This is a genomic window from Ectopseudomonas oleovorans (assembly GCF_029845265.1).
In the GTDB taxonomy this organism is placed as follows: Bacteria; Pseudomonadota; Gammaproteobacteria; order Pseudomonadales; family Pseudomonadaceae; genus Aquipseudomonas; species Aquipseudomonas oleovorans.
The window spans coordinates 1-22,614 of the sequence record NZ_JAOCLK010000021.1 but is presented as its reverse complement, the minus strand read 5'-3'; the positions used below and the strand labels follow the sequence as shown (position 1 = coordinate 22,614).

Genomic DNA, 22,614 nt, shown 5'->3' with positions numbered 1-22,614 from the left:
GCGCTGGGAAGGGCGAATAGGCTAAAAATGCGTTATCCGCTGTCGCGGCTGCCTCGGTGATCAACGACGGCGGAGATTCGCCCTGCGTCAGGTAGGCAGTGGGGCACAGTTTGGCTTTATCACCACACGCGAAACAGACCGCCCAGGTTGAACGTCTTTCAATCGGCGCAAGAAAGTCGTCACAGCACGTAGAACAGAATCGCCACGAAGTGCAGCAGGCTGCCGGCCATGACGAACAGGTGCCAGATGCCATGCCAATGACGAAAGCGGCTGTCGTAGGCGAAGAAGATGATGCCCACGGTGTAGAGCACGCCACCGGCCGCCAGCCATTTGAAGCCGGTCATGCCCAGGGCGGCGATCAGGGGCTTTACCGCCACCAGCACAATCCAGCCCATCACCGCGTAGATGATCAACGACAGCACGCGTGCTTCGGAGCGGGGTTTGATTTCCTGCAGCATGCCGATCAGCGCCAGGCTCCATACGATGCCGAACAAGGTCCAGCCCCAGGGGCCGCGCAGGGTTACCAGGCAGAAAGGGGTGTAACTGCCGGCAATCAGCAGGTAGATCGACAGGTGATCGAGTTTTTGCATCACCCGTTTCGCCGGGCCGCGCATGCTGTGGTAGAGGGTGGAGATGCTGTACAGCAATAGCAGGGTGACACCGTAGATGGCCACTGCGACAATCTTCCACAGGTCGCCCGTGGAGCTGGCCAGTACCAGCAGCCATACCGCACCGATGGCCGCCAGAACGGCGCCAATCAGGTGGCTCCAGGCGTTGAATTTTTCTCCGTGGTACATGCTATCTGCCGTCTTCCGTTACGCCTGGCTTTGCCAGACCTTTTCTGTGCGGGTTCTCGTATGACAGTTCGCCAGTCATGTAGCAAGCGATGTGGTCGAAGGGTGAGGGCCTCCGCTGGAGACTGTTCGGGCCGATGCAGCTCGGCATCGGTGGTCAGGCCGCTGTCGACCAGGTGATCGTGCAGCAGGCGGAATTTCTCCATGGGGAACGATGCCTGGCCGCGAAGGGCGGGCTGTATGCGGCATACAATAAGTGCTCATCGAGTCGACGCCATATGGTCGCAGCCAATCGAGACAATCGCCATGCCCCTGATCGAAACCTCCACCGAGCGCCTCTTGCTGCGTGCCTGGCGCGACAGTGACCTGCCGGCGCTGGTCGCACTCAATGCCGATGCCGAGGTGATGCGTCATTTTCCCGCGCCTATGGACGCCGAACAGAGCGCGCAACTGCTGGCGCGCATCCGGGCGCATTTCGATGAGCACGGCTTTGGCTTCTGGGCGTTGGAGCGGCGTGACACTGGCGAACTGATCGGTGTCACCGGCCTGGCACAGGTCGGCTTCGATGCGCCGTTCGTGCCTGTCGTGGAAATCGGCTGGCGTCTGGCGCGGGCGCACTGGCGTCAGGGTTATGCCAGTGAGGCGGCGCGCGCTTCACTGGCCGTGGCCTTCGAGCAGCTTGGGTTGGACGAGGTATTGAGTTTCACCGTGCCGGCCAACCTGCCGTCGCAGGCGGTGATGCGTAGCATCGGTATGCAGCGCGACGATAGCGGCGATTTTCTCCATCCGCGCGTACCGTCCGGTCATCCCTTGCAGCCGCACGTGCTCTACCGCATAAGCCGTGAGCAGTGGGAGGCGCAGCGATGACGGACGTGCTCGCCTATCACCAGCTCAGCAAACACGCCCCCGAGCGCTTCGCACCGGGGCCGGGGCAGTTGGATTGGGCGACTCAGCCGGCACCGTTTCGTCGCTACGACGGTGCCCGGCTGATCGAGCTGTACCACCGCCCGCTGGAAGAGGGGCCGGCCTACGATGTTGCATTCGCCGGACCGCAGGCGCCGCCCGCGCCACTGAATCGAGCCAGCGTCTCGCAACTGCTGTACGACAGCCTGGCCATTTCCGCCTGGAAGGAGGCTGGCGGCAATCGCTGGGCGCTGCGGGTCAATCCGTCATCCGGCAACCTGCACCCGACTGAAGCCTATCTGCTGCTGCCACCGGGTGTCGTGGATGAGGACGGTGTGCTGGCGCACTACGCGCCGGATGTCCATGGCCTGGAGGTGCGCAGCAAGCTGCCGCCGCCGCTCGGCCAGCTACTCGCCAACAGCCTGCCGCCCGGCGGTTTTCTCCTCGGCCTGAGTAGCATTGCCTGGCGCGAAGCCTGGAAGTACGGCGAGCGCGCCTACCGCTACTGTCAGCACGATCTCGGCCATGCCCTGGCGGCGTTGGCCATCGCCGCCAGCGTGCAGGGCTGGCAGGTGCGCATGCTGCATGGCGTGGCCGAAGTGCGTCTGGACGGCCTGCTGGGGCTGGATGATGAGGGCTTTCATGAGGCCGAACACGGCGACTGTCTGCTGTGGATCGGCCCGGCGCAGACGATGGAGTTTGCGCTGCCCGAGCCCCTGCTGACCGGGCTGGCGCAGCTTGAGCGGGCCGGTGTGCCCAATCGTCTGTCACGCGACTATCGCCACTGGCCCGAGCTGCGGCGCATACATGGGCTATGCCGTGCACCGGCACGTCCTCGCGCCGCCTGGAGCGTAGATGCTGCTGGTGTTCGCAATGACAACCCCGGCCTGCCCTTGAGGCCTATCCTGCATCGCCGGCGCAGTGCGCAAAGCATGGACGGCCGCAGCGGTATTCAGGCTGCACTGCTGCTGGCCTGGCTGCGCCGCCTGATGCCGGTGCAATCGCCGGTGCCGTTCGCCGTCAGCGGTGAGCCGAGCGAGATCGACCTGCTGCTGTTCGTCCATCGTGTGCAGGGGCTTGCGCCTGGCCTGTACTGGCTGGATCGCACGGGCAGCGGTGTGCAGCCGCTGCGCGAGGATTACCTGTGGCAGCGGGTGGACGAGGAGCTGCCGCTGTATCGTCTGCTCGAAGGCGATGCGCGTGGCCTGGCGGGGTTTCTCAGCTGCGGCCAGGACATTGCCGCCGACGGCTGTGTGGCCTTGGCCATGCTGGCACGGGTGGAGGGCGCCGTGGCAGATGGCGCCTGGCGTTATCCACGGCTCTACTGGGAATGTGGCCAGATTGGTCAGGTGCTCTATCTGGAAGCCGAGGCGGCCGGGCTTTCGGGTACTGGCATCGGTTGTTATTTCGACGACGCTTTGCGGGAATTGCTCGGCGATGCCGACAGCGGCTGGCAAAGTCTTTACCATTTCACCCTTGGCCGCGCTGTATGGGATGAACGCCTGACGTCCCTGCCGGCCTATTCCCAACCGCGATTCCCAGACCGTTGAAAAAACGTAGGCGAGGCAGGCAAGACAAGGCAAAAACGGCCGAAAAAGCGCAGTTTAGTATACTAAATGAGCATTTTGAGGGCGTTTTTAACGCAGTATTGCCAACGCAGATAGTTTTTCAACGGTCTGTTACCCCTGCACGAGGAGACACTCCATGACCCAGGTACTCGACGATCTGGTCGCGCTGCTGAGCCTGGAACAGATCGAGGAAAACCTGTTCCGTGGCCGCAGCCAGGATCTCGGTTTTCGTCAACTGTTCGGCGGCCAGGTGCTTGGCCAATGCATTTCCGCCGCCAGCCAGACGGTCGAGGAGGCGCGCCACGTGCACTCCATGCACGGTTATTTCTTGCGTCCCGGCGATGCCAGTTTGCCGGTGGTCTATCAGGTCGAGCGCACCCGCGATGGTGGCAGTTTCAGCACCCGCCGCGTGGTGGCGGTACAGAAGGGCCATCCCATCTTCTTCTGTAGTGCCTCGTTCCAGTACGAGGAGGAAGGTTTTCACCACCAGAGCCCGATGCCGGACGTTCCCGGCCCCGAGGGCCTGAAGTCGGAAACCGAGCTGGCACGCATGGTGGCGCCGATGATTCCCGAGCGCATACGTGAGCGATTGATCAGCGACAAGCCGATCGAGATCCGCCCGGTGACGCTGATCAACCCCTTTGCCCCGCAGCCCTGTGAACCGGTCAAGTACGTGTGGTTCCGCGCTGCCGGCGAGCTCCCGGACGACCCGCAACTGCACAAGTACCTGCTGGCCTACGCCAGTGACTTCAACCTGCTGACCACCTCGATGCAGCCGCATGGCGTGTCGGTGTTCCAGAAATTCATGCAGGTGGCCAGCCTCGACCATTCGCTGTGGTTCCACCGCAACCTGCGTATGGATGACTGGCTGCTCTACGCCATGGACAGCCCCTGGGCCGGCAACGCCCGTGGTTTCTCCCGTGCCAGCATCTATAACCGCCAGGGCGAGCTGGTGGCCTCGGCCGCGCAGGAAGGCCTGACCCGCGTGCGCGAGGACTGGAAGTGAATAGATTGCGCGAAGCACGTCACTGGGTGTTCGACATGGACGGCACCCTGACCCTGGCCGTGCATGATTTCCCGGCGATCAAGCGGGCGCTGGGCATTCCCCAGGAGGAGGACATCCTTCATCACCTGGCGGCGCTACCGGCAGAGGAGGCCGCGGCCAAGCATGCCTGGCTGCTCGAGCACGAGCGCGAACTGGCGGTGGCCTCGCGCCCGGCGCCGGGCGCCATCGAGCTGGTGCGCACCCTGTGCGAGCGTGGCTGCCAGCTCGGCATCCTCACCCGCAATGCTCACTCGCTGGCGTTGCTGACGTTGCAGGCCATCGGCCTGGATGACTGCTTTGCCAGGGCGGACATTCTTGGCCGCGACGAGGCTCCACCCAAACCGCATCCGGGTGGGCTGCTGCACCTGGCCGAGCGCTGGAGCGTTACGCCGCGTGAGCTGGTAATGGTCGGCGACTACCGCTTCGACCTGGAGTGCGCCCAGGCCGCCGGTGCGCGCAGCGTGCTGGTCAACCTGCCGGACAACCCCTGGCCGGAGCTGACCGAGCTGCACGCGCAGGATTGCGCGCAGCTGTTGGCGGGGCTGAGCTGAGCGCAGAACAGCGCCATGCTGTCCATGTCGCGCCGACACCCAGGCAGCGCCAATGGCCCCCGGATTTCATCCGGGCTACGGTATGGAGCCCAGTCCCGTCAGGACTCGTAAAAAAACGCCCCCGCAAAGACTGCGGGGGCGGCGCGTTGGATAAGGTCGTCCTTGAAGCGGGTTACGCGCGGTCAACCTTGTGGGGCGTTGCTCCCCGTATTGCTCCAGCCACCACCTAAGGCCTTGTACAGCTCCACTTCGCTGCTGAGCTGGGCCAGGCGGTCGGCGATCAGTTGCTGGCGCACGCTGAACAGCTGACGCTGGGCGTCGAGCAGGGTCAGGTAGCTGTCCACGCCGGTGCGGTAGCGCCGTTCGGCCAGGTCGTAATAGGTCTCGGTGGTTTCCAGCAGGGCGCGCTGGGCGTCCAGTTGCTGGCGGTAGGTGGTGCGCGCAGCCAGGCGGTCGGCGACTTCCTGGAAGGCCACCTGGATGGCCTGCTCGTACTGCGCGACGCGGATGTCGCTCTGCAGCTCGGCGTAGTCGAGGTTGGCGCGCAGGCGGCCGGCGTTGAAGATCGGCAGGCTGATCTGCGGCTGGAACAACCAGGTGCCGGAACCACTGTCGAACAGGCCGGACAGCTGGCTGCTGGCCGTGCCGGCGTTGGCGGTCAGGCTGACGCTGGGGAAGAATGCCGCGCGGGCGGCGCCGATGTTGGCATTGGCCGCCTTGAGCTGGTACTCGGCCTGCAGCAGGTCGGGGCGACGCTGCAGCAGGTCAGCGGGCAGGCCAGCCGGCACCTGTTCCAGCAGTTCGGCGTTCAGGGCCAGACCTTGCGGCAGCTCGGCCGGCAGGCCGGTGCCGAGCAACTGGGTCAGGGCATTGCGGTCCAGGGCGACCAGGCGCTGGTACTGCGCCAGGCTGACGCGGGCGCTGTCCACGGCACTGCGCGCCTGGCTCAGGGCCAGGGCATCGGCCACGCCGACGTCGAAGCTGCGCTGGGTCAACTGGTAGCTTTCTTCGAAGGTCTTCAGGGTGTCCTGTGTCAGTTGCAGCAGGGCGAGATCCGCTTGCCACTGCAGATAGGCGTTGGCCACGCTGGCGACCAGGCTGATCTGCGTGCTGCGTGCCGCCTGCTCGGTGGCCAGGTACTGCTGCAGGGCCTGCTCGCTGAGGCTGCGGATGCGGCCGAAGAAGTCCAGTTCCCAGGCATTCACCCCCAGGGTTGCGCTGTACTGGCTGGCCGTGGCGCGCTCGCCGGTCTGGCTCAGGTCGGCCGGCAGGCGCTGGCGAGTGCCGGCGCCGTCGGCGGAAACCGAGGGCAGCAGGTCGGCGCGCTGGATGCGGTACAGCGCGCGGTAGGCCTCGACGTTCAGCGCGGCGACGCGCAGGTCGCGGTTGTTTTCCAGTGCCACCTGCACCAGTTGTTGCAGTGCCGGGTCGCGGAAGAATTCGCGCCATTGCAGGTCTGCTGCTGCACGGCTGCCTTCACTGGTGGCGCTGCCATAGGCTTCGCCTTGCGGCCAGTCGGCGGCCACCGGAGCGTCAGGGCGCTGATAGTCGGGAATCAGGCTGCAGCCGCTGAGCAGAGCGGCGGCCACGGCGAGGGACAACAGGGACTGCCTCATTGCAGTGCCTCCTTCTCTTTTTCATTGGCCGGCTCGGGGCGCTTCTTCTCGAAAATCGAGCAGACCACGACGTAGAACAGCGGAATCCAGAAAATCGCCAGCACCATCGCGCTGAGCATGCCGCCGATCACCCCGGTGCCGATGGCGTGCTTGCTGCCCGCGCCGGCGCCGCTGGCGATGGCCAGTGGCACTACGCCGAGAATGAACGCCAGCGAGGTCATGATGATTGGGCGCAGACGCATGCGGCAGGCTCCGATGGCCGCGTCGACCAGGCTCATGCCCTGTTCGTACTGGGCCTTGGCGAACTCGACGATAAGGATCGCGTTACGCGCCGACAGACCGATGGTGGTGAGCAGGCCGACCTGGAAGAACACGTCGTTGGACAGGCCGCGACCGTAGGTGGCCAGCAGCGCGCCGATAACGCCCAGCGGTACCACCAGCATCACCGAGAACGGGATCGACCAGCTCTCGTACAGCGCCGCCAGGCAGAGGAACACCACCAGCAGCGACAGGGCATACAGCGCAGGCGCCTGCGAGCCGGACAGACGTTCCTCGTAGGACAATCCGGTCCAGGAGAAGCCGACGCCCTCGGGCATCTGCGTGGCGATTTCCTCGACCGCGGCCATGGCGTCGCCCGAGCTGTAGCCGGGGGCCGGGGCGCCGAGGATCTCCACCGCCGAGACGCCGTTGTAGCGCTCCAGCTTCGGCGGGCCGTAAGTCCACTCGCCACTGGCGAAGGCGCTGAACGGCACCATGCGGCCCTGGTCGTTGCGCACGTACCACTTGTTCAGGTCTTCCGGGCTCATGCGCGCTTCGGATACGCCTTGCAGGTAGACCCTTTTCACCCGGCCGCGGTCGATGAAGTCGTTGACGTAGTTGGAGCCCCAGGCAATCGACAGGGTGTTGTTGATGTCCGCCAGTGACAGACCGAGGGCGCGGGCGCGCTCGTCGTCGATCAGCAACTGGTACTGCGGCTCGTCACGCAGGCCGTTGGCGCGCACGCTGTCGAGCACCGGATGCTGGTTGGCCAGTTGCAGGAAGCTGTCACGCGCTTCGTTCATCACCTGGTGGCCGACGCCGGCCTGGTCCTGCAGGAACAGGTTGAAGCCGGTGGCGTTGCCCAGCTCCATTACCGCTGGTGGGGCGAAGGCGAACACCAGGGCGTCGCGGAAGCTGAAGAAGTGCGTCTGCGCACGTTGCGCCAGCGCGGCTACGCCATTCTCCTCACCCGGGCGTTCACCCCAGGGCTTGAGCATGATGAAGGCCATGCCGGAGCTCTGCCCGCGGCCGGCGAAGTTGAAGCCGGTGACGGTGAACACCGATTGGACCGTGCTCGCCTCGTCCTCCAGCAGGTACTGGCGCATCTGATCCACGACCACCTGGGTGCGTTCGGCACTGGAGCCGGCCGGCGTCTGCACCTGGGCGAAGAGCACGCCCTGGTCTTCCTCGGGGAGGAAGGCGGTGGGGATGCGGGTGAACATGAAGGCCATGATGCCGACGATGGCGAGGTACAGCAGTAGGTACGGCGCCTTGCGTTTGAGTACGGCGGCCACACCGCGCTGGTAAGCGTTGGTGCTGCGCTCGAAGGTGCGGTTGAACCAGCCGAAGAAGCCGCGCTTCTCATGGTGCTCGCCCTTGGCGATGGGCTTGAGCATGGTGGCGCACAGGGCCGGGGTGAAGATCAGCGCCACCAGCACCGACAGGGCCATGGCCGAGACGATGGTGATGGAGAACTGCCGGTAGATCACCCCGGTGGAGCCGCCGAAGAAGGCCATCGGCAGGAATACCGCCGACAGCACCAGGCCGATACCCACCAGGGCACCCTGGATCTGCCCCATGGACTTGCGCGTCGCTTCCAGTGGCGACAGGCCTTCCTCGTGCATCACCCGTTCGACGTTCTCCACCACCACGATGGCGTCGTCCACCAGCAGGCCGATGGCCAGGACCATGGCGAACATGGTCAGGGTATTGATGGAGAAACCGAACGCGGCAAGTATGCCGAAGGTCCCGAGTAGTACCACCGGCACCGCCATGGTCGGGATGATTGTGGCGCGCAGGTTCTGCAGGAACAGGAACATCACCAGGAACACCAGCACGATGGCCTCGAACAGGGTCTGTACCACCCCTTCGATGGAAGCCGAGATCACCGGTGTGGTGTCGTAGGGGAAGACCACTTCCATGCCGGCCGGGAAGAACGGCTCGAGATTGGCGATGGTTTCACGCACCGCCTTGGCGGTGTCCAGGGCGTTGGCACCGGTGGCCAGGCGAATCGCCAGACCGGAGGCCGGCAGGCCATTGAACTGCGCGTTGATCGCGTAGTTTTCACCGCCCAGCTCGACCTTGGCGACATCACCCAGGCGCACCTGGGAGCCATCGGCCTGCACCTTGAGCAGAATCTTGCGGAACTCTTCCGGGGTCTGCAGGCGGGTCTTGCCGATGATGGTGGCGTTGAGCTGATTGCCCGGCGACGCCGGCAGCTCGCCGAACTGGCCGGAGGAAATCTGCACGTTCTGCGCCTGGATGGCGCTGCGCACGTCCACCGGGGTCAGTTGGAAGCTGTTGAGCTTGGCCGGGTCGAGCCAGATGCGCATGGCGTACTGCGCACCGAACACCTGGAAGTCGCCGACGCCGCGGGTACGAGAGATCGGGTCCTGCAGGTTGGAGACGATGTAGTCCGACAGGTCCTCGCGGGTCATGCTGCCGTCTTTCGACACCACGCCGATGACCATGAGGAAGTTGCGCACCGACTTGGTCACGCGGATACCCTGTTGCTGCACTTCCTGTGGCAGCAGCGGTGTCGCCAGTTGCAGCTTGTTCTGCACCTGAACCTGGGCGATATCCGGGTTCACCCCCTGTTCGAAGGTAACGATGATCTCCATGCTGCCGTCGGAGTTGCTGGCCGAGCTGACATAGCGCAGGCCGTCGATACCGTTGAGCTGCTGCTCGATCACCTGAACCACGGTGTCCTGTACCGTCTGCGCCGAGGCGCCCGGGTAGCTGACCTGGATGGAAACGGCGGGCGGCGCGATGCTTGGATACTGGTTGATCGGCAGCTTGAGGATGGACAGGCCACCCGCCAGCATGATCACCAAGGCGATCACCCAGGCGAAGATCGGCCGGTCGATAAAGAATCTGGACATTCAGTACTTCTCCGTTAGTCCTGGCCGTTGGCTGGTTCGGCGTCTTGGGCAGGCTGTTCGGTCTTGACGTTCGTCGCCGGCACGGCCTTGACCTCGGCGCCGGGCTGTACGAACTGCAGGCCCTCGGTGATCAGGCGGTCGCCTGCGTTCAGGCCTTCCTCGACCAGCCAGGCGCTGCCGGCGGTGCGATCGGCCTTGAGCACGCGCAGTTCAACCTTGTTGTCTGCACCCACCACCATCGCCGTCGGCTCACCACGCTGGTTGCGGGTCACACCCTGCTGCGGGGCGAGGATGGCGTTTTCCTTGACCCCCGACAGCAGCTCGGCGTGCACGAACATGCCCGGCAGCAGCAGGTGATCTGGGTTGGGGAATACCGCGCGCAGGGTCACCGAGCCGGTGCTTTCGTCCACTGCCACCTCGGAGAATTCCAGGGTGCCTTCATGGGCGTAGCGGCTGCCGTCCTCCAGCTTCAGCGCGACCTTGGCGGCGTTCTCGCTAGCCTTCTGCAGGCGGCCCTCGGCCAGGTCACGGCGCAGGCGCAGCAGTTCCTTGCTCGACTGGGTGACGTCGACGTAGATCGGGTCGAGCTGCTGAATGGTGGCCATGGCGCTCGCCTGGCCGTTGCTCACCAGCGCACCTTCGGTCACGGCGGAGCGGCCGATGCGACCGCCGATCGGCGCCAGCACCTTGGTGTAACGCAGATCGATGCGTGCCTGTTCCAGTGCGGCGTCAGCCTGCAGGGCGGCGGCGTGAGCTTCATCATAGGCCTGTTGGCTGACGGCCTTGTCATTGACCAGCAGCTTGTAGCGATCAGCCAGTGACTTGGCGGACAACAGCGTGGCCTGGGCGCTCTTGTAGGCAGCCTCGTAGGTGGCCGGGTCGATCTGATACAGCTGCTGCCCCGCCTTGACCTCGCTGCCCTCGGTAAACAGGCGCTTCTGAATGATGCCGTTGACCTGTGGGCGCACCTCGGCGATGCGATAGGCGCTGGTGCGCCCCGGCACTTCACTGGTCAGTGCGAAGGGTTTGGCTTCGAGCGTGACCACGCCGACTTGCGGGGTTTGCTGGGGCGGTGGGGCGCTGGATTCCTGGCAGCCGGTGAGACTGAGCATTGCCACGGCGATGGCGGAAACCAAGACAGCGGAGGCTGGCTTCGAGTGCATCTGAGAACCTCGTTTTTATCGAATCATGGCCCAAGGGGCGCGAAGGGGACGAAGGCAGGGGAAAAATCGATGCAGGAATATACTTACATGCGTGAATGTTTGTAAATGCCTAAAGCTGCCTGCATACTCTCGCCCGTCCTTCCTTAGCGAAGGATTACTGCAAGGCAAAAGTAGGTGACAAATGGCCAGAAGAACCAAAGAGGAAGCGCAGGCGACGCGGGTGCAAATACTCGATGCTGCTGAGCGGGTGTTCCATGCCCAGGGCGTTTCCCGTGCGTCGCTGGCCGAAGTGGCGAAAGAAGCCGGCGTCAGTCGCGGCGCCATCTATTGGCATTTCGAGAACAAGGTAGACCTGTTTCAGGCGATGCTCGAACGCCTGCGCCTGCCGCTCGAGGAGCTGGCGCGTGCCAGCGAGAGTGAGGACGAGCCCGACCCGCTGGGCTGCATGCGTGAATTGCTGATCACGGCGCTGACTCGGCTGGCTTGTGAGCCACAGACTCACCGCACCTATGACATCCTGCGCTACAAGTGTGAATACACCGGTGAGCTGCTCGGACTGCGTGAACGCATGCAGGCGCTGAGCCTGGAATGCGACCAGCGCATCGCCAAGGCGCTGAGCAACGCCGTCAACAAGGGCCAGTTACCGAGCGACCTGGACTGTGCGCGGGCGGCCGTCTGTCTGCATGCCTATATGGAAGGTATCGAGTCCAACTGGTTGCTGTTGCCCAACTTCGACCTCGCGCAGCAGGCGCCAGCGCTGGTCGATACCGTGCTGGACATGCTGCGCAGTCCGGCGTTGCGCCTGATGACGGGCGACCTGGCGAGGTAGGGGGCGCCGAGCGCACCGAGGGCTAGCCCGTTTTTTCGGTGCGCACAGCACATCCTGCGTCATTGCAATCAGGGCTGAGGTTCAGCTCGCCTGACGCTGCAAGGGCCAGTCGGGCAGGTTATGCGGCGCGCGCAGCCGCGCTTCGAGTTTGGCAACGAACTGGTGCGCCTCTTCTTCGCTGCGAAAACTCACGCAATGCTGATCCAGGCGCACCTGCCACAGGCATTCGCCGCCCTGATTCTGCGGTTGGACGACAATCTTCATGCTGACCACCTCCTTGAGCTGCGACGAGTCGTCGACGCTACTTGGGGATAGTCAGGATAGTCCGCTTGCATGACCTTTATTCTGACGTGGGTCAAAGGGTCGACCAGCGTTAAGAACGCTTTGCGATAAGCAGCGTGATGGCGGGGGTGGGATGCAAGAGCTGGTGGGCTGAAGCCCACCCTACGCCCACCTTACGGTCGTGCCGTGGGTTGTAGGGTGAGCCAGGCGGCGTTCCGCTTTAGCCCACCACACCGACCCACCACATTCGACTTCACAAACCGCCAGCCTCAGAACCCTTCGAGCACGATCTTGCCCTTGGCCTTGCCACTCTCCAGCAATGCATGGGCGCGACGCAGGTTGGCGGCATTGATGGTGCCGAAATGCTCACCGAGGGTAGTCTTGAGCACGCCGGCGTCGACCAGATCGGAGACCCGCTCCAGCAGACGATGCTGCTCGATCATGTCTGCGGTCTGGTACAGCGAACGGGTGAACATCAGCTCCCAGTGCAGCGACAGGCTCTTGAGCTTGAGTTGCATCACGTCCAGCGGTTGCAGCGGGTCGTCGATTAGCGCCAGACGCCCCTGCGGCGCCAGGCACTCGACCAGTTGCGCGTAGTGCTGGTCGGTCTGGGTCAGGCTGGCGACATGGGTGACCTGGCCGATGCCAATGCGCGCCAGTTCCTCGCTCAGCGGCTTGCTGTGATCGATCACATGATGTGCGCCCAGATCACGGACCCAGGCCTGGGTTTCCGGGCGCGAGGCAGTGCCGATCACGGTCAGGCCGGTCAGGTGGCGCGCCAGTTGGGTGAGAATCGAACCGACGCCACCGGCGGCGCCGACGATCAGCAGGCTCTGGCCTTGATCGGCCGAGCTTTCGGCAACCTGCAGACGTTCGAACAGCAGTTCCCAGGCGGTGATGGCGGTCAGCGGCAAGGCTGCAGCTTCGGCGAACGACAGGCTGCCCGGCATATGGCCAACGATGCGTTCATCGACCAGGTGCAGTTCGCTGTTGGCGCCGGCACGGTCGATGGCGCCGGCGTAGAAAACCTTGTCGCCCGGCTTGAACAGGCTGACCTCACTGCCTACCGCCTTGACGGTTCCGGCTGCATCCCAACCGAGCACCTTGGCGGCACCGTTGTCCGGCGCATCGCCAAGGCGGATAACGCCATGGCGGATCTTGGTGTCGACCGGGTTGACCGAGATGGCTCGAACCTCGACCAGCAGATCGTGCGGGCCCGGAGTGGGATCGGCCAACTGCACGTCCTGCAGCGCTTCGGGATGCTCGGCAGGCAGGGGTTGGTAGTAAGCGACGGCTTTCATGGAAATGCTCCTCTGTGAGAAATCAGGTAAGGGGTTGCAGGGGGAGCAGATCGATGCCCGCAAGCCGCTCGCCGAATGTGTTGGTGAAATGTACAAAGTGAGGCGCTGCGCGGTGCTGGTCCAGTGCCTCGGCGTCGCGCCATTGTTCGATCATCACGAACTGGTGCGAGTCCTCCTTGTTGCGGTGCAGTGCGTACTGCAGGCAGCCTGGCTCGGCGCAAGTGGCCGTGACCAGACGTTGCAGGCCCGCGGCCACTGCCTCGGCATGTCCTGGCAGGGCATTGATGGTGGCGATCAGTGTGAGAGCGGTGGTCATGGTTGGCTCCGGTGGAGGTATTGGAACCATGTTCGTTTATTTGTGTGGCAAGAAAAATAGGCTGGTAATAGAGTCTCTTTCATCATTTTTTTGAAAGTGAATGGCCATGCTTCGCTTCGACGACCTGCAACTCTTCGTGCGTACCGCCGAAACCGGCAGCCTGTCCGCTGCGGCGCGGCTGCTGGATGTTTCGCCAGCTGTGGCCAGCGCCGCCCTCAAGCGTCTGGAGCAGCAGCTGCAGGTGCGCCTGCTGGCGCGTTCGACGCGCAGCCTGCGCCTGACGCCCGAGGGCGAGCTGTATCTGGTGCATGCCCGGCTGGCGTTGCAGAGCCTCGAGGAAGGGCGCCAGCAACTGGTCGGCAGCCAGGAGGGGATTTGCGGCGTATTGCAGCTGTCGGCGCCGTCGGATCTGGGGCGCAATACGTTGTTGCCCTGGCTCGACGCGTTCCAGGACGAGCATCCGCAACTGCAGCTGCGTCTGCTGCTGGCCGACCGGGTGGCCGACCTGTTCCGTGAGCCGGTGGACATCGCCCTGCGTTACGGCGCACCGGAGGATTCCAGCCTGGTGGCGCTGCCGGTGGCACCGGAGAATCGTCGGGTGCTCTGCGCTTCACCTTCCTATCTCGCCCGGCACGGTTCGCCGCGCAGCGTAGAGGAGCTGCATCAGCACAACTGCCTGCTCTATATGTTGCATGGCCGTGCTTATGATCGCTGGCACTTTCAGGATGGCAAGCGCGAGGTACTGATGAATGTCGCGGGTGACCGCGTCTGCGACGATGCCGATGTCACCCGGCGCTGGGCCGTGGCCGGGCGGGGTGTGGTGTACAAGTCCTGGCTGGATGTCGCCGAAGACGTGTGCGAAGGGCGCCTGCAGGTGCTGCTGCCGAACTGGCTGGGCGAGCCGACGCCCCTGTATCTGGTGTGCGCGCACCGTGCTCAGCTGAGCAAGGCGGTGCATCTGCTGCGCGAATTCGTGCAACTGCGCTGCCAGCGTTTGCTGGACGCTGCGCCATGGCGTTAGCACTTGATGCGATAAAGCCAGCAAGCCCTGCTAGACTCTCGTATGCAGTGCCTGCGGCAACGCACCGCAGTGTCGCGCTGCCATCCTCTGTTTAGAGTCGCGCCCCATGAAACTGGCCCGCCAAGACCGCTCACTGACCGCCTGGGTGCTGTACTTCAGCATCCTGTTCAGTGCATTCGTCTGCGCGATCAGCCACGGCCAGATGGCCGGCATGCAGCTCAGTGGTCTGGATGGCCAGTACTGCTCGTTCGATGGCAACTTCGGCGCGGGCGCCGACCTCGACGGTTCCGGCATCGTCGCGCCGAACCCGGCCACCGGTTCCAACTGTGCGCTGGCCAGCCTGTTCAGCGCGATCATTCTCGCTGCCTTCTTCGGCCTGCTCGGCCTGCTCGGGTTGCTGGCTGCCGAGCGCAGTTGGTCGGCATCCGCGCTGCATCTGCCGCGCATCACCCGTTATCGTTGGCCTCCGGCCAATCCCCGCGCTTCTCCTTTCTTCGCCTGATCCATCCGCCCGTTCCGGGCGTCCCTATCATGCGAATGCCTGACCGCGCGTCGACGACCGCGGTGGGCTGGAGAAAGCTTCATGGCGTCTTCCCCCGATTGCACCGCGCCTGCTCGTGCGGCCCCGCCTTTCTACAACCTGGCCTGGCGCTGGCATTTCTATGCCGGGTTGTTCGTTATCCCGTTCATGATCCTGCTGTCGATCACCGGGATCATCTACCTGTTCAAACCGCAGCTCGATACCTGGATGTATGCCGACCTGATGCAGGTGTCGGTCGCCGAGCAGCGCCTCAGTGCCGATCAGCAACTGGCTATCGTCCGCGAAGCCTATCCGCAGGCAGTGGTCAGCAAATACCTGCCACCCGCTGCACAGGATCGCAGTGCGCAGTTCGTGATCAACCGGGACGGCCAGGAGCTGAACCTGTTCGTCGATCCCTACAACGACAGCGTTCTCGGCACCCAGGACGCTCTGTGGAATCTGCAGACGGTGGTGCGCAAGCTGCACGGTGATCTGCTGATCGGCACCGTTGGTGACCGTCTGATCGAACTGGCCGCGGGCTGGGGCATCGTGCTGGTGGTATCCGGCCTGTACCTGTGGTGGCCGCGCGGCAGCGGCGGGGCGGGTGTGTTGTGGCCACGTCTGAGCGCAGGGGGGCGCCTAAGGCAAGTTGTTCGGCCTGGCCAACCAACTGCTGATGGCGGCGGTCTGCCTGCTGATCATCTTCAGCTACGTCAGCGGCCTGGTGCTGTGGTGGAAACGCCGCCCGGCCGGACGCTTCGGTGTGCCGCCGCTGCGCCACGATCTGCCGCGCTGGAAGACCGCCATCGGCGTGATGATCGTGCTCGGTGTGATCTTCCCGCTGGTCGGCGCTTCGCTACTGCTGGTCTTCGTTCTTGACTGGTTACTCTCGCGCTTTCGCCAACTGCGGCCATCGACCCGGCCGCTGGCATGAGTGAACAGTTTGCTCGTCGCAAGACGTTGTACGCTCGACCCATGATTCGATTCCAAACCAGGAGGCAACACCCCATGACCCTGAAGAAAACCCTGCTCGGCCTCACCCTGCTGCTGCCGACGCTGTTGGTGCAGGCCCACGAGTACGATGCAGGCCAACTGCATATCGACCACCCCTGGTCGCGCGAGATGCCGCCGGTGGCGCCGACTGCTGCCGCTTATTTCGTCATCCACAACAAGGGCAGCGAAGCCGATCGTCTGCTCAGTGTCAGCACCCCGGTGGCCGGCAAGGCCGAGTTGCACGAGCATGTGCATGCCGATGGCGTGATGAAGATGCAGCAGGTGCAGGACGTGGCCATCCCCGCTGGTGGCGAGGTGAAGTTCGAGCCCATGGGCTATCACGTCATGCTGTTCAACCTGAAGCAGCAGGCCAAGGATGGTGAGCGCTTCCCGCTGACCCTCAACTTCGAGAAAGCCGGTGCTGTCGAGGTCGAGGTCGCCGTGCAGAAAGATGCGCCGGCAGGCCATGATCATGCTGCCGGTCATGATGCAGGCAAGCACCAGCACTGATGCTGTTCACGGCACGCAGGCGCACGCTCGCCGCCCAGCTTGGGCTGCTGGCGTTCGTCCTCATCATGCTGGCGCCACTGGCGTCGCAACTGTGTGCCGAGCCAGCTGACTGGCGCTGGCTGAACGAGCTTGGCTGTCATGACGGGGCGGGCAGCGTGCCGGCCCCAACGAGCAGCTCCAGCCCAGTGTTGCAGGTGGATGCCTGCGGCTACTGCTCGCTGCTCTCGCATTGTCCGGTGCTGGCCGACAATGGCTCGGTGCTAGCGAGCCGCTTGGAGTTATCTCGCGATACCACCCTGAGGTTGCCTGAGCGACCGCTGCCGGGCGCCAACTTTCCTCATGCGCTGTCACGCGCACCGCCGATGCGCACCTGAAGTCACCACTCCCATGAGGCCGTTACCAGGCCTCTTCGCCAATCGACTTTTCAGGTATCCGCATGTCCGTTTCCTTCGTTTCGGGCGCCGCTTCCGTGCGCGCTCGTTTTCCCCTGTCCGTTCTGGCCGTAGCCTGCGGCCTGTGTTCCATGACTGCCCTGCAGGCTGCCGAGGAGCCTGTGCACGAACTGCCGCCCACGGTGATCACGGCAATCCAGCAAAGCTCGCCGCTGACCGTGGTGGCCGACCCCAAGGATCCACGCCAGCCGGTGCCGGCCAGCGATGCGGCCGACTACCTCAAGACCATTCCCGGTTTCTCCGCGATTCGCAGCGGTGGCAGCAACAGCGGTCCGGTGTTGCGCGGCCTGTTCGGCTCGCGTCTGCTTCTGCTCACCGATGGTGGGCAGATGATCGGCGCCTGCCCGGGGCGGATGGATGCACCCAGTTCCTACATCTCACCGGAAACCTTCGATCGGCTGACCGTGACCAAGGGGCCGCAAACCGTGATCTGGGGGCCGGGCGCGGCAACGTGGTGGGGCAGGACTTCGCCGACAGCGCCGGCTTCGGCGTGCTCTCGCTCAATGGCGCCTACCGCGTCAGCCAACAGGTCAAGCTCAGCGCCGGTGTGGATAACCTGCTCGACAAGAACTACGCCGAGCACCTCAACCTGGCTGGTGATGCTGGCTTCGGCTTCCCGGCCGACACCCGCATCGACGAGCCGGGCCGCACCTTGTGGGCCAAGGTCGATTTCGACTTCTGAGCCTTCGCTAGCCCGGAGCTACGAAGCGTAGCGATCCTCTCGTAGGAGCCCGCTTGCGGGCGATTGGCGCTTGCACAATGCGGATCGCCCGCAAGCGGGCTCCTACGTTTGGCCGGGCACGGTAGCCACCTTTCCCGGATTGCATCCGGGCTACGGTTTTGTGTGCGCTAATAGAGCCTTAAGGTTCAGGCGCGAGAGTGGTCCTCGCAGACACATTTTCCCCTGCACCGAAGAGGACTACACCATGCGCAAACTGCTTCTGCTGTCTCTGGCTCTGGCCAGCCCGTTGACCTTCGCTGCCACGCAATGCACCACTGCCGACAAGTCGCAGTGGCAGGATCAGGACAAGTTCCAGGCCGACCTCAAGGCTCAGGGCTACCAGATCAAGAAGTTCAAGGTCACGGGCGGCAACTGCTACGAAATCTACGGTTTCGACAAGGACGGCAAGAAGGTCGAGATTTACTTCGATCCGGTCAGCGGCAAGCCGGTCAAGAGCAACGTAGAAGGCTGATGAGCGCCGCGACCGTGCGCCTGTGGGACCCAGTGGTGCGCTTGTTCCACTGGTCCCTGGCCGGCGCTTTCCTGGCCAACTACTTCTTTACCGAAGAGGGTGAAGACTGGCATCGCTGGCTCGGCTATTACGCCGTGGCCTGGCTGGCGATCCGCCTGGTATGGGGTTTCGTCGGCACGCCGGCGGCGCGCTGGGCGGATTTCTGGCCGACCCCGGCACGCCTCGGTGCGCATCTGCGTGCATTGATTGGCGGGCAGCCGTATCACCGTCTCGGGCACTCGCCGCTGGGCGCGCTGGTGATGATCCTGATGATGGGGTTGATGCTCGGCCTGGGTGTGACCGGCTTTCTGATGGAGGAGGTCGATTATTTCTGGGGCGCGGATCTGCCGCTGCAAATCCACAAATTCTGTGCCAACGGCCTCATGGCAGTGGTCGGCTTGCATATCGCCGCCGCCTTGTTCGAGAGCTATCGGCTGCGCGAGAACCTGCCGTTGTCGATGGTGACTGGCAAGCGGCGCAAGCTCTCGGAACACTGATACTACAGTCGCGGCTGAAGCCCCTCCCACAGTACCCGCGCTCCGTGGGAGGGGCTTTAGCCGCGATGAGCCTTGCTCAGGCCAGGCGCGCGTCCAGGCTGTTCTGTGCCAGGCGTTTGGCCTGTGCCTCGGTCATGCCCAGGTGTTCGTGCAGAGCGGCGAAGTTCTCGCCGACGTAGCCGCCGAAGTAGGCCGGATCATCCGAGTTCACCGTCACCTTCACGCCGCGCTCGAGCATCTCGAGGATGTTGTGCTGGCCCATGTGCTCGAACACACAGAGTTTGATGTTGGACAGCGGGCAGACGGTCAGCGGAATCTGTTCGTCGATGATGCGCTGCATCAGCCGTTCGTCTTCGATGGCGCGCACGCCATGGTCGATGCGCTTGATCTTGAGCAGGTCCAGCGCTTCCCAGATGTACTCGGGCGGGCCTTCCTCGCCAGCGTGCGCCACCGCGTGCAGACCTTCGCTACGTGCCTTGGCGAACACCCGCTCGAACAGCCGTGGCGGGAAGCCCTTCTCCGAACTGTCGAGGCCGACGCCGATAAAGGCATCGCGGAACGGCATGGCCTGCTCCAGGGTCTTGAACGCCTCGTCCTCGGGCAGGTGACGCAGGAAGCTGAGGATCAGGCCGTGGCTGATGCCCAGTTGCTTCTCGCCGTCGCGCAGCGCCTGCTGGATACCGCGCAGTACCACCTCGAAGGGAATGCCGCGGTCGGTATGGGTCTGCGGGTCGAAGAAGGGCTCGACGTGAATGACGTTCTGCGCCTTGCAGCGCTGCAGGTAGGCCCAGGTCAGGTCGTAGAAATCCTGCTCGCTGCGCAGCACGTTGGCGCCGGCGTAATACAGGTCGAGAAATTCCTGCAGGTTGTTGAAGGCATAGGCCGCGCGCAGGGTCTCGACATCGGCCCAGGGCAGGGCGATCTGGTTGCGTTCGGCCAGGGCGAACAGCAGCTCGGGCTCCAGCGAGCCCTCCAGGTGCAGGTGCAGTTCGGCCTTGGGCAGGGCGTTCAGCCATTCGGGCATGGTCGGTTCTCGTTGTCAGGCTTTGTAATGGGCAAAGTTTAACCGGTGGGACAGGATTGTGCTGCGTCGATGGGGAGCGCTCAGGGGGTACGGCTTTTCTTCTCTCCTCCCGCACGCTGCAACTGGAACTTATATCCCGGTCCGCTCTGCCTGTAGGAGCCCGCTTGCGGGCGATCAATTTGTCCGAGCTCTTATCGCCCGCAAGCGGGCTCCTACAGAACGGCTGTCAACTGGGTAGCTCCTCACGGCGATCGCTTCGCTCTTATCGTTCCCACGCCGGAGCGTGGGAGCCATCATCAGCCCTGCGCTTCCTCACGCCGATAGGCATAGGTATCGGCGAAGCGCGACAGCAGGTACTCGGCGCTGGTCACCGGCGTGTACTTGGCTGGGTCATCCGCGCTGGAGCAGTTCGGCAGGCAGTCGATCAGCGTGTCGGGATGCGGTTCGGCGAAGAACGGCATCGAGTAGCGATCCACTCCCAGCGGGCTGATCACGCGATGTGGCGTCGAGGTGTAACGGTTGTTGCTCCAGCGCGCCATCATGTCGCCGATGTTGACCACGAAGCTGCCGGCAATCGGTGGTGCGTCGATCCACTCGCCATCGCGTGCACGCACCTGCAGGCCGCCGGCATCGTCCTGGTAGAGCAGGGTGATGCAGCCGTAATCGGTGTGCGCGCCAGCGCCCTGTTGCTCGGCGCTGGTGGCGGTGTGGCGCGGCGGATAATGGATCATGCGCAGCACGCTGATCGGCTCATGGAAGCGCGCCTCGAAGAAGTCGTGCTCGATGTCCAGCGCCATGGCCATGGCGCGCAGCAGGGTCTTGGCCAGGTCCTGCATGTCGGCGTAATGCTGTTCCATCAGCTCGGCCCAGCCGGGCATATCCGGGTGACGGTTCGGCCCGCGCAAGGGTTTGCCTGCCAGCACCTCGGGGTGATCGGCGGGCATGTGAAAACCCATGTCGAAGGTTTCCTTGAGGTCGCTCGGCTTGCTCGGGTCGAGCTGCTCGGTGGCGATGGCGCCGTAGCCACGATGGTGGGTGGTCTGGGTGATATCGATCCTGAGTTTCTCTTCGGCGGGCAGTGCGAAGAAGGTCTTCGCCGCACTGAGCAGGGCGTCGATGCGCTCGACGCCGATAGGGTGACCGACGATGTAGAAGAAGCCCCAGTCGCGGCAGGCGCGATCGATCTGCTCGGCGACGGCAGGCCAGGCCGAAGCGTCGTCGGCGTAGAGCGGGGCGATGTCGATGATGGGTAATGCGTTCATGTTGAGCCTCGGGTGGGCGTTGCTGCGAGTCTTCTCGTACCCAGGGCAGCGGAAAGGGGGATCGGGTGAGATCCCCTTGATGCGGTTCTGCTTTTGCAGGGACGGCATCGGTGGTTGCTCGGTGGCGGGTTGCACCCGCCCTACAGTGCGACGGTGCATGTAGGGCGGGTGCAACCCGCCAATCGTTTACTTCGGCATTTCAGCCTTCACGTTTTCCACGTAGTAGTTCATCGAGGCCAGCTCGGCGTTGGTCGCGCTCACGCCCTCGGCGATGCGCACCGCGCCGCTCTGATCCTTGATCGGGCCGGTGAAGGGGTGGAACGCGCCGCTGCGAATGTCGGCGATGATCTGCTCGGCCTCGCCCTTCACGTCAGCCGGCACCAGGTCGCTGATCGGCAGCTCGATGGTGTCCTCGGCCAGGCCGCCCCAGAAGTCCTGCGGCTGCCAGGTGCCGTCGATCACCGCCTGGGTGGATTTGACGTAGTGCGGGCCCCAGTCGTTGACGATGGAGGTGAGCACGGCCTTCGGCCCGAAGTGGGCCATATCCGAGGCGTAGCCGACGGAGTAGATGCCACGGCGCTCGGCGGTCTGGATCGGCGCCGGGCTGTCGGTGTGCTGGAACATCACGTCCACGCCCTGATCGATCAGCGCGTTGGCGGCGTCGGATTCCTTGCCCGGATCGAACCAGGTGTTGACCCACACCACCTTGATCTCGGTGCCCGGGTTGTATTTGTCCAGGGCCAGCTGGATGGCGTTGATATCGCGGATCACCTCGGGGATCGGGAAGGAGGCGACGTAGCCGACTTTCTTGGTCTTGGTCATCTTCGCCGCGAGGAAGCCGCCAACGTAGCGACCCTCATAGGAGCGCGACAGGTAGGTGCCGACGTTCTTGTCCTGCTTGTAGCCGGTGGCGTGTTCGAAGGTCACCTTGGGGAATTGCTTGGCCACCTTGATGGTGGGATTCATGTAGCCGAAGGAGGTGGTGAAGATCAGGTCGAAACCACCCTTGGCCATGTTGCGGATCACCCGCTCGGCGTCGGCGCCTTCCGGTACGTTCTCGACGAAGCTGGTGGTGACCTTGTCGCCCATTTCCTTGATCAGCATTTGCCGGCCCTGTTCGTGCTGGTAGGTCCAGCCGTGGTCGCCGATGGGGCCGATGTAGACGAAGCCGACCTTCAGCGGGTCGGCGGCGGAGGCGCTGAGCATGGCGCCAAAGCCCAGGGCGGCGACGAGGGTGCGCAGCAGCGGTTTCTTGCTCTTCTTGTGCATGGTGGGTACAGCTCCAGTCTTGGTGTTGGGGTGGCCGTTGGTTGGCTGATCCCCTGACTGCAAAAAGCTGACCAACAAGACAGATAGGCGAGGCAACGGCGTTCTGCTTGTGCGCCTGCTCAGGAGTTGGGGCGGTATTGGTGCGCGGCAGACTTGTATGGCGTGTTGTGGTGCGTCGCTCCTGGGCTCGCACTGATGAAACGACGGTCGCGGCTGAAGCCCCTCCCACAGGTTGGCGCTGTTCTTGTGGGAGGGGCTTTAGCCGCGACCTAGCCAGTGCTGCTGCCTTGTGGTGTACAAAGAATGACTGGTCTTGCGAGCCACCA

22 protein-coding genes and 3 pseudogenes are annotated in these 22,614 nt (G+C 64.0%); 14 read left to right on the top strand and 11 right to left on the bottom strand.

What is annotated here, in order from left to right; genetic code table 11:
- Positions 1-179: 179 nt before the first annotated feature.
- Both trhA and N5J71_RS22535 read right to left on the bottom strand, forming a co-directional pair.
- A complete protein-coding gene (gene trhA, locus N5J71_RS12490; RefSeq protein WP_128579772.1) occupies positions 180-797 on the bottom strand; it encodes a PAQR family membrane homeostasis protein TrhA in 618 nt (205 codons plus the stop codon).
- 34 nt (positions 798-831) lie between these two features.
- A pseudogene (locus N5J71_RS22535) lies at positions 832-1,047 on the bottom strand (histone deacetylase); the annotation flags it as partial.
- Positions 1,048-1,100: 53 nt separating this feature from the next.
- Between N5J71_RS22535 and N5J71_RS12480 the strand changes: the two are divergent.
- The 4 genes from N5J71_RS12480 (at position 1,101) to N5J71_RS12465 (ending at position 4,861) form a co-directional block, all read left to right on the top strand.
- Positions 1,101-1,661 carry a GNAT family N-acetyltransferase gene (locus tag N5J71_RS12480; protein ID WP_279916951.1) on the top strand — a complete coding sequence of 187 codons (561 nt, stop codon included), beginning with the start codon at positions 1,101-1,103 and terminating at the stop codon, positions 1,659-1,661.
- Positions 1,658-3,247, top strand: coding sequence for a SagB/ThcOx family dehydrogenase (locus tag N5J71_RS12475; RefSeq protein WP_279916950.1), 1,590 nt, complete (start codon positions 1,658-1,660; stop codon positions 3,245-3,247). The genes N5J71_RS12480 and N5J71_RS12475 overlap by 4 nt, the downstream gene beginning before the upstream one ends.
- A 154-nt stretch (positions 3,248-3,401) precedes the next feature.
- Positions 3,402-4,271, top strand: a complete 870-nt coding sequence (tesB, locus tag N5J71_RS12470; RefSeq protein WP_108234100.1) for an acyl-CoA thioesterase II — start codon at positions 3,402-3,404, stop codon at positions 4,269-4,271.
- Complete coding sequence (locus N5J71_RS12465; RefSeq protein ID WP_092377589.1) at positions 4,268-4,861, top strand: HAD family hydrolase; 594 nt, start codon at positions 4,268-4,270, stop codon at positions 4,859-4,861. The genes tesB and N5J71_RS12465 overlap by 4 nt, the downstream gene beginning before the upstream one ends.
- A gap of 182 nt (positions 4,862-5,043) precedes the next feature.
- On the opposite strand, the gene adeC is transcribed toward N5J71_RS12465, so the two are convergent.
- From adeC to N5J71_RS12450, 3 genes are read right to left on the bottom strand one after another with little or no spacing between them, the layout of a single operon-like run.
- A complete protein-coding gene (gene adeC / locus N5J71_RS12460; protein WP_279916949.1) occupies positions 5,044-6,477 on the bottom strand; it encodes an AdeC/AdeK/OprM family multidrug efflux complex outer membrane factor in 1,434 nt (477 codons plus the stop codon).
- The gene (locus N5J71_RS12455) at positions 6,474-9,617 is read right to left on the bottom strand and encodes an efflux RND transporter permease subunit (protein ID WP_279916948.1); all 3,144 of its coding nucleotides are present in this window, start codon (positions 9,615-9,617) and stop codon (positions 6,474-6,476) included. Before N5J71_RS12455 ends, adeC begins: the two co-directional genes overlap by 4 nt.
- Before the next feature lie 14 nt (positions 9,618-9,631).
- Complete coding sequence (locus N5J71_RS12450) at positions 9,632-10,780, bottom strand: efflux RND transporter periplasmic adaptor subunit (protein WP_279916947.1); 1,149 nt, start codon at positions 10,778-10,780, stop codon at positions 9,632-9,634.
- Between the two features lie 181 nt (positions 10,781-10,961).
- Here N5J71_RS12450 and N5J71_RS12445 point away from each other — a divergent pair, with 181 nt between their 5' ends.
- Positions 10,962-11,609 carry a TetR family transcriptional regulator gene (locus N5J71_RS12445; protein WP_279916946.1) on the top strand — a complete coding sequence of 216 codons (648 nt, stop codon included), beginning with the start codon at positions 10,962-10,964 and terminating at the stop codon, positions 11,607-11,609.
- Between the two features lie 81 nt (positions 11,610-11,690).
- Here N5J71_RS12445 and N5J71_RS12440 read toward each other — a convergent pair whose 3' ends face one another.
- From N5J71_RS12440 to N5J71_RS12430, 3 genes are all read right to left on the bottom strand, one after another.
- On the bottom strand, positions 11,691-11,873 hold the full coding sequence (locus N5J71_RS12440; protein WP_004424604.1) for a hypothetical protein: 183 nt from the start codon (positions 11,871-11,873) through the stop codon (positions 11,691-11,693).
- Between the two features lie 287 nt (positions 11,874-12,160).
- Positions 12,161-13,192, bottom strand: a complete 1,032-nt coding sequence (locus tag N5J71_RS12435) for a zinc-binding alcohol dehydrogenase family protein (protein ID WP_004424601.1) — start codon at positions 13,190-13,192, stop codon at positions 12,161-12,163.
- Positions 13,193-13,214: 22 nt separating this feature from the next.
- On the bottom strand, positions 13,215-13,508 hold the full coding sequence (locus N5J71_RS12430) for a putative quinol monooxygenase (protein WP_092377570.1): 294 nt from the start codon (positions 13,506-13,508) through the stop codon (positions 13,215-13,217).
- 106 nt (positions 13,509-13,614) lie between these two features.
- Here N5J71_RS12430 and N5J71_RS12425 point away from each other — a divergent pair, with 106 nt between their 5' ends.
- The 9 genes and pseudogenes from N5J71_RS12425 (at position 13,615) to N5J71_RS12385 (ending at position 18,733) form a co-directional block, all read left to right on the top strand.
- Positions 13,615-14,529, top strand: a complete 915-nt coding sequence (locus tag N5J71_RS12425) for a transcription regulator VimR (RefSeq protein ID WP_004424597.1) — start codon at positions 13,615-13,617, stop codon at positions 14,527-14,529.
- A 106-nt stretch (positions 14,530-14,635) separates the two neighbouring features.
- The gene (locus N5J71_RS12420) at positions 14,636-15,031 is read left to right on the top strand and encodes a DUF2946 domain-containing protein (protein WP_074855297.1); all 396 of its coding nucleotides are present in this window, start codon (positions 14,636-14,638) and stop codon (positions 15,029-15,031) included.
- A gap of 81 nt (positions 15,032-15,112) precedes the next feature.
- A pseudogene (locus tag N5J71_RS12415) lies at positions 15,113-15,983 on the top strand (PepSY-associated TM helix domain-containing protein).
- Between the two features lie 74 nt (positions 15,984-16,057).
- A complete protein-coding gene (locus tag N5J71_RS12410; protein ID WP_004424590.1) occupies positions 16,058-16,552 on the top strand; it encodes a copper chaperone PCu(A)C in 495 nt (164 codons plus the stop codon).
- Positions 16,552-16,926, top strand: coding sequence for a DUF2946 domain-containing protein (locus tag N5J71_RS12405; protein ID WP_108234019.1), 375 nt, complete (start codon positions 16,552-16,554; stop codon positions 16,924-16,926). The genes N5J71_RS12410 and N5J71_RS12405 overlap by 1 nt, the downstream gene beginning before the upstream one ends.
- A gap of 62 nt (positions 16,927-16,988) precedes the next feature.
- A pseudogene (locus N5J71_RS12400) lies at positions 16,989-17,453 on the top strand (TonB-dependent receptor plug domain-containing protein); the annotation flags it as partial.
- Between the two features lie 2 nt (positions 17,454-17,455).
- Positions 17,456-17,686 (top strand): TonB-dependent receptor, encoded by a 231-nt coding sequence (locus N5J71_RS12395; protein ID WP_039965033.1) that lies wholly within the window; start codon positions 17,456-17,458, stop codon positions 17,684-17,686.
- A gap of 244 nt (positions 17,687-17,930) precedes the next feature.
- Positions 17,931-18,197, top strand: a complete 267-nt coding sequence (locus N5J71_RS12390; RefSeq protein ID WP_279916944.1) for a PepSY domain-containing protein — start codon at positions 17,931-17,933, stop codon at positions 18,195-18,197.
- Positions 18,197-18,733, top strand: coding sequence for a cytochrome b/b6 domain-containing protein (locus tag N5J71_RS12385; RefSeq protein WP_004424586.1), 537 nt, complete (start codon positions 18,197-18,199; stop codon positions 18,731-18,733). The genes N5J71_RS12390 and N5J71_RS12385 overlap by 1 nt, the downstream gene beginning before the upstream one ends.
- A 76-nt stretch (positions 18,734-18,809) precedes the next feature.
- On the opposite strand, the gene N5J71_RS12380 is transcribed toward N5J71_RS12385, so the two are convergent.
- The 3 genes from N5J71_RS12380 to N5J71_RS12370 all read right to left on the bottom strand — a co-directional run bounded on the left by N5J71_RS12380 (position 18,810) and on the right by N5J71_RS12370 (position 22,288).
- Entirely contained in the window at positions 18,810-19,757 is a 948-nt protein-coding gene (locus tag N5J71_RS12380; RefSeq protein WP_116617956.1) for an adenosine deaminase, read from the bottom strand.
- Between the two features lie 296 nt (positions 19,758-20,053).
- Positions 20,054-21,019 carry a 2-oxoglutarate and iron-dependent oxygenase domain-containing protein gene (locus N5J71_RS12375; RefSeq protein WP_039965028.1) on the bottom strand — a complete coding sequence of 322 codons (966 nt, stop codon included), beginning with the start codon at positions 21,017-21,019 and terminating at the stop codon, positions 20,054-20,056.
- A 186-nt stretch (positions 21,020-21,205) separates the two neighbouring features.
- Positions 21,206-22,288: a BMP family ABC transporter substrate-binding protein gene (locus N5J71_RS12370; protein ID WP_084340261.1), complete on the bottom strand. Its 1,083-nt coding sequence runs from the start codon at positions 22,286-22,288 to the stop codon at positions 21,206-21,208.
- Between the last annotated feature and the right edge of the window lie 326 nt (positions 22,289-22,614).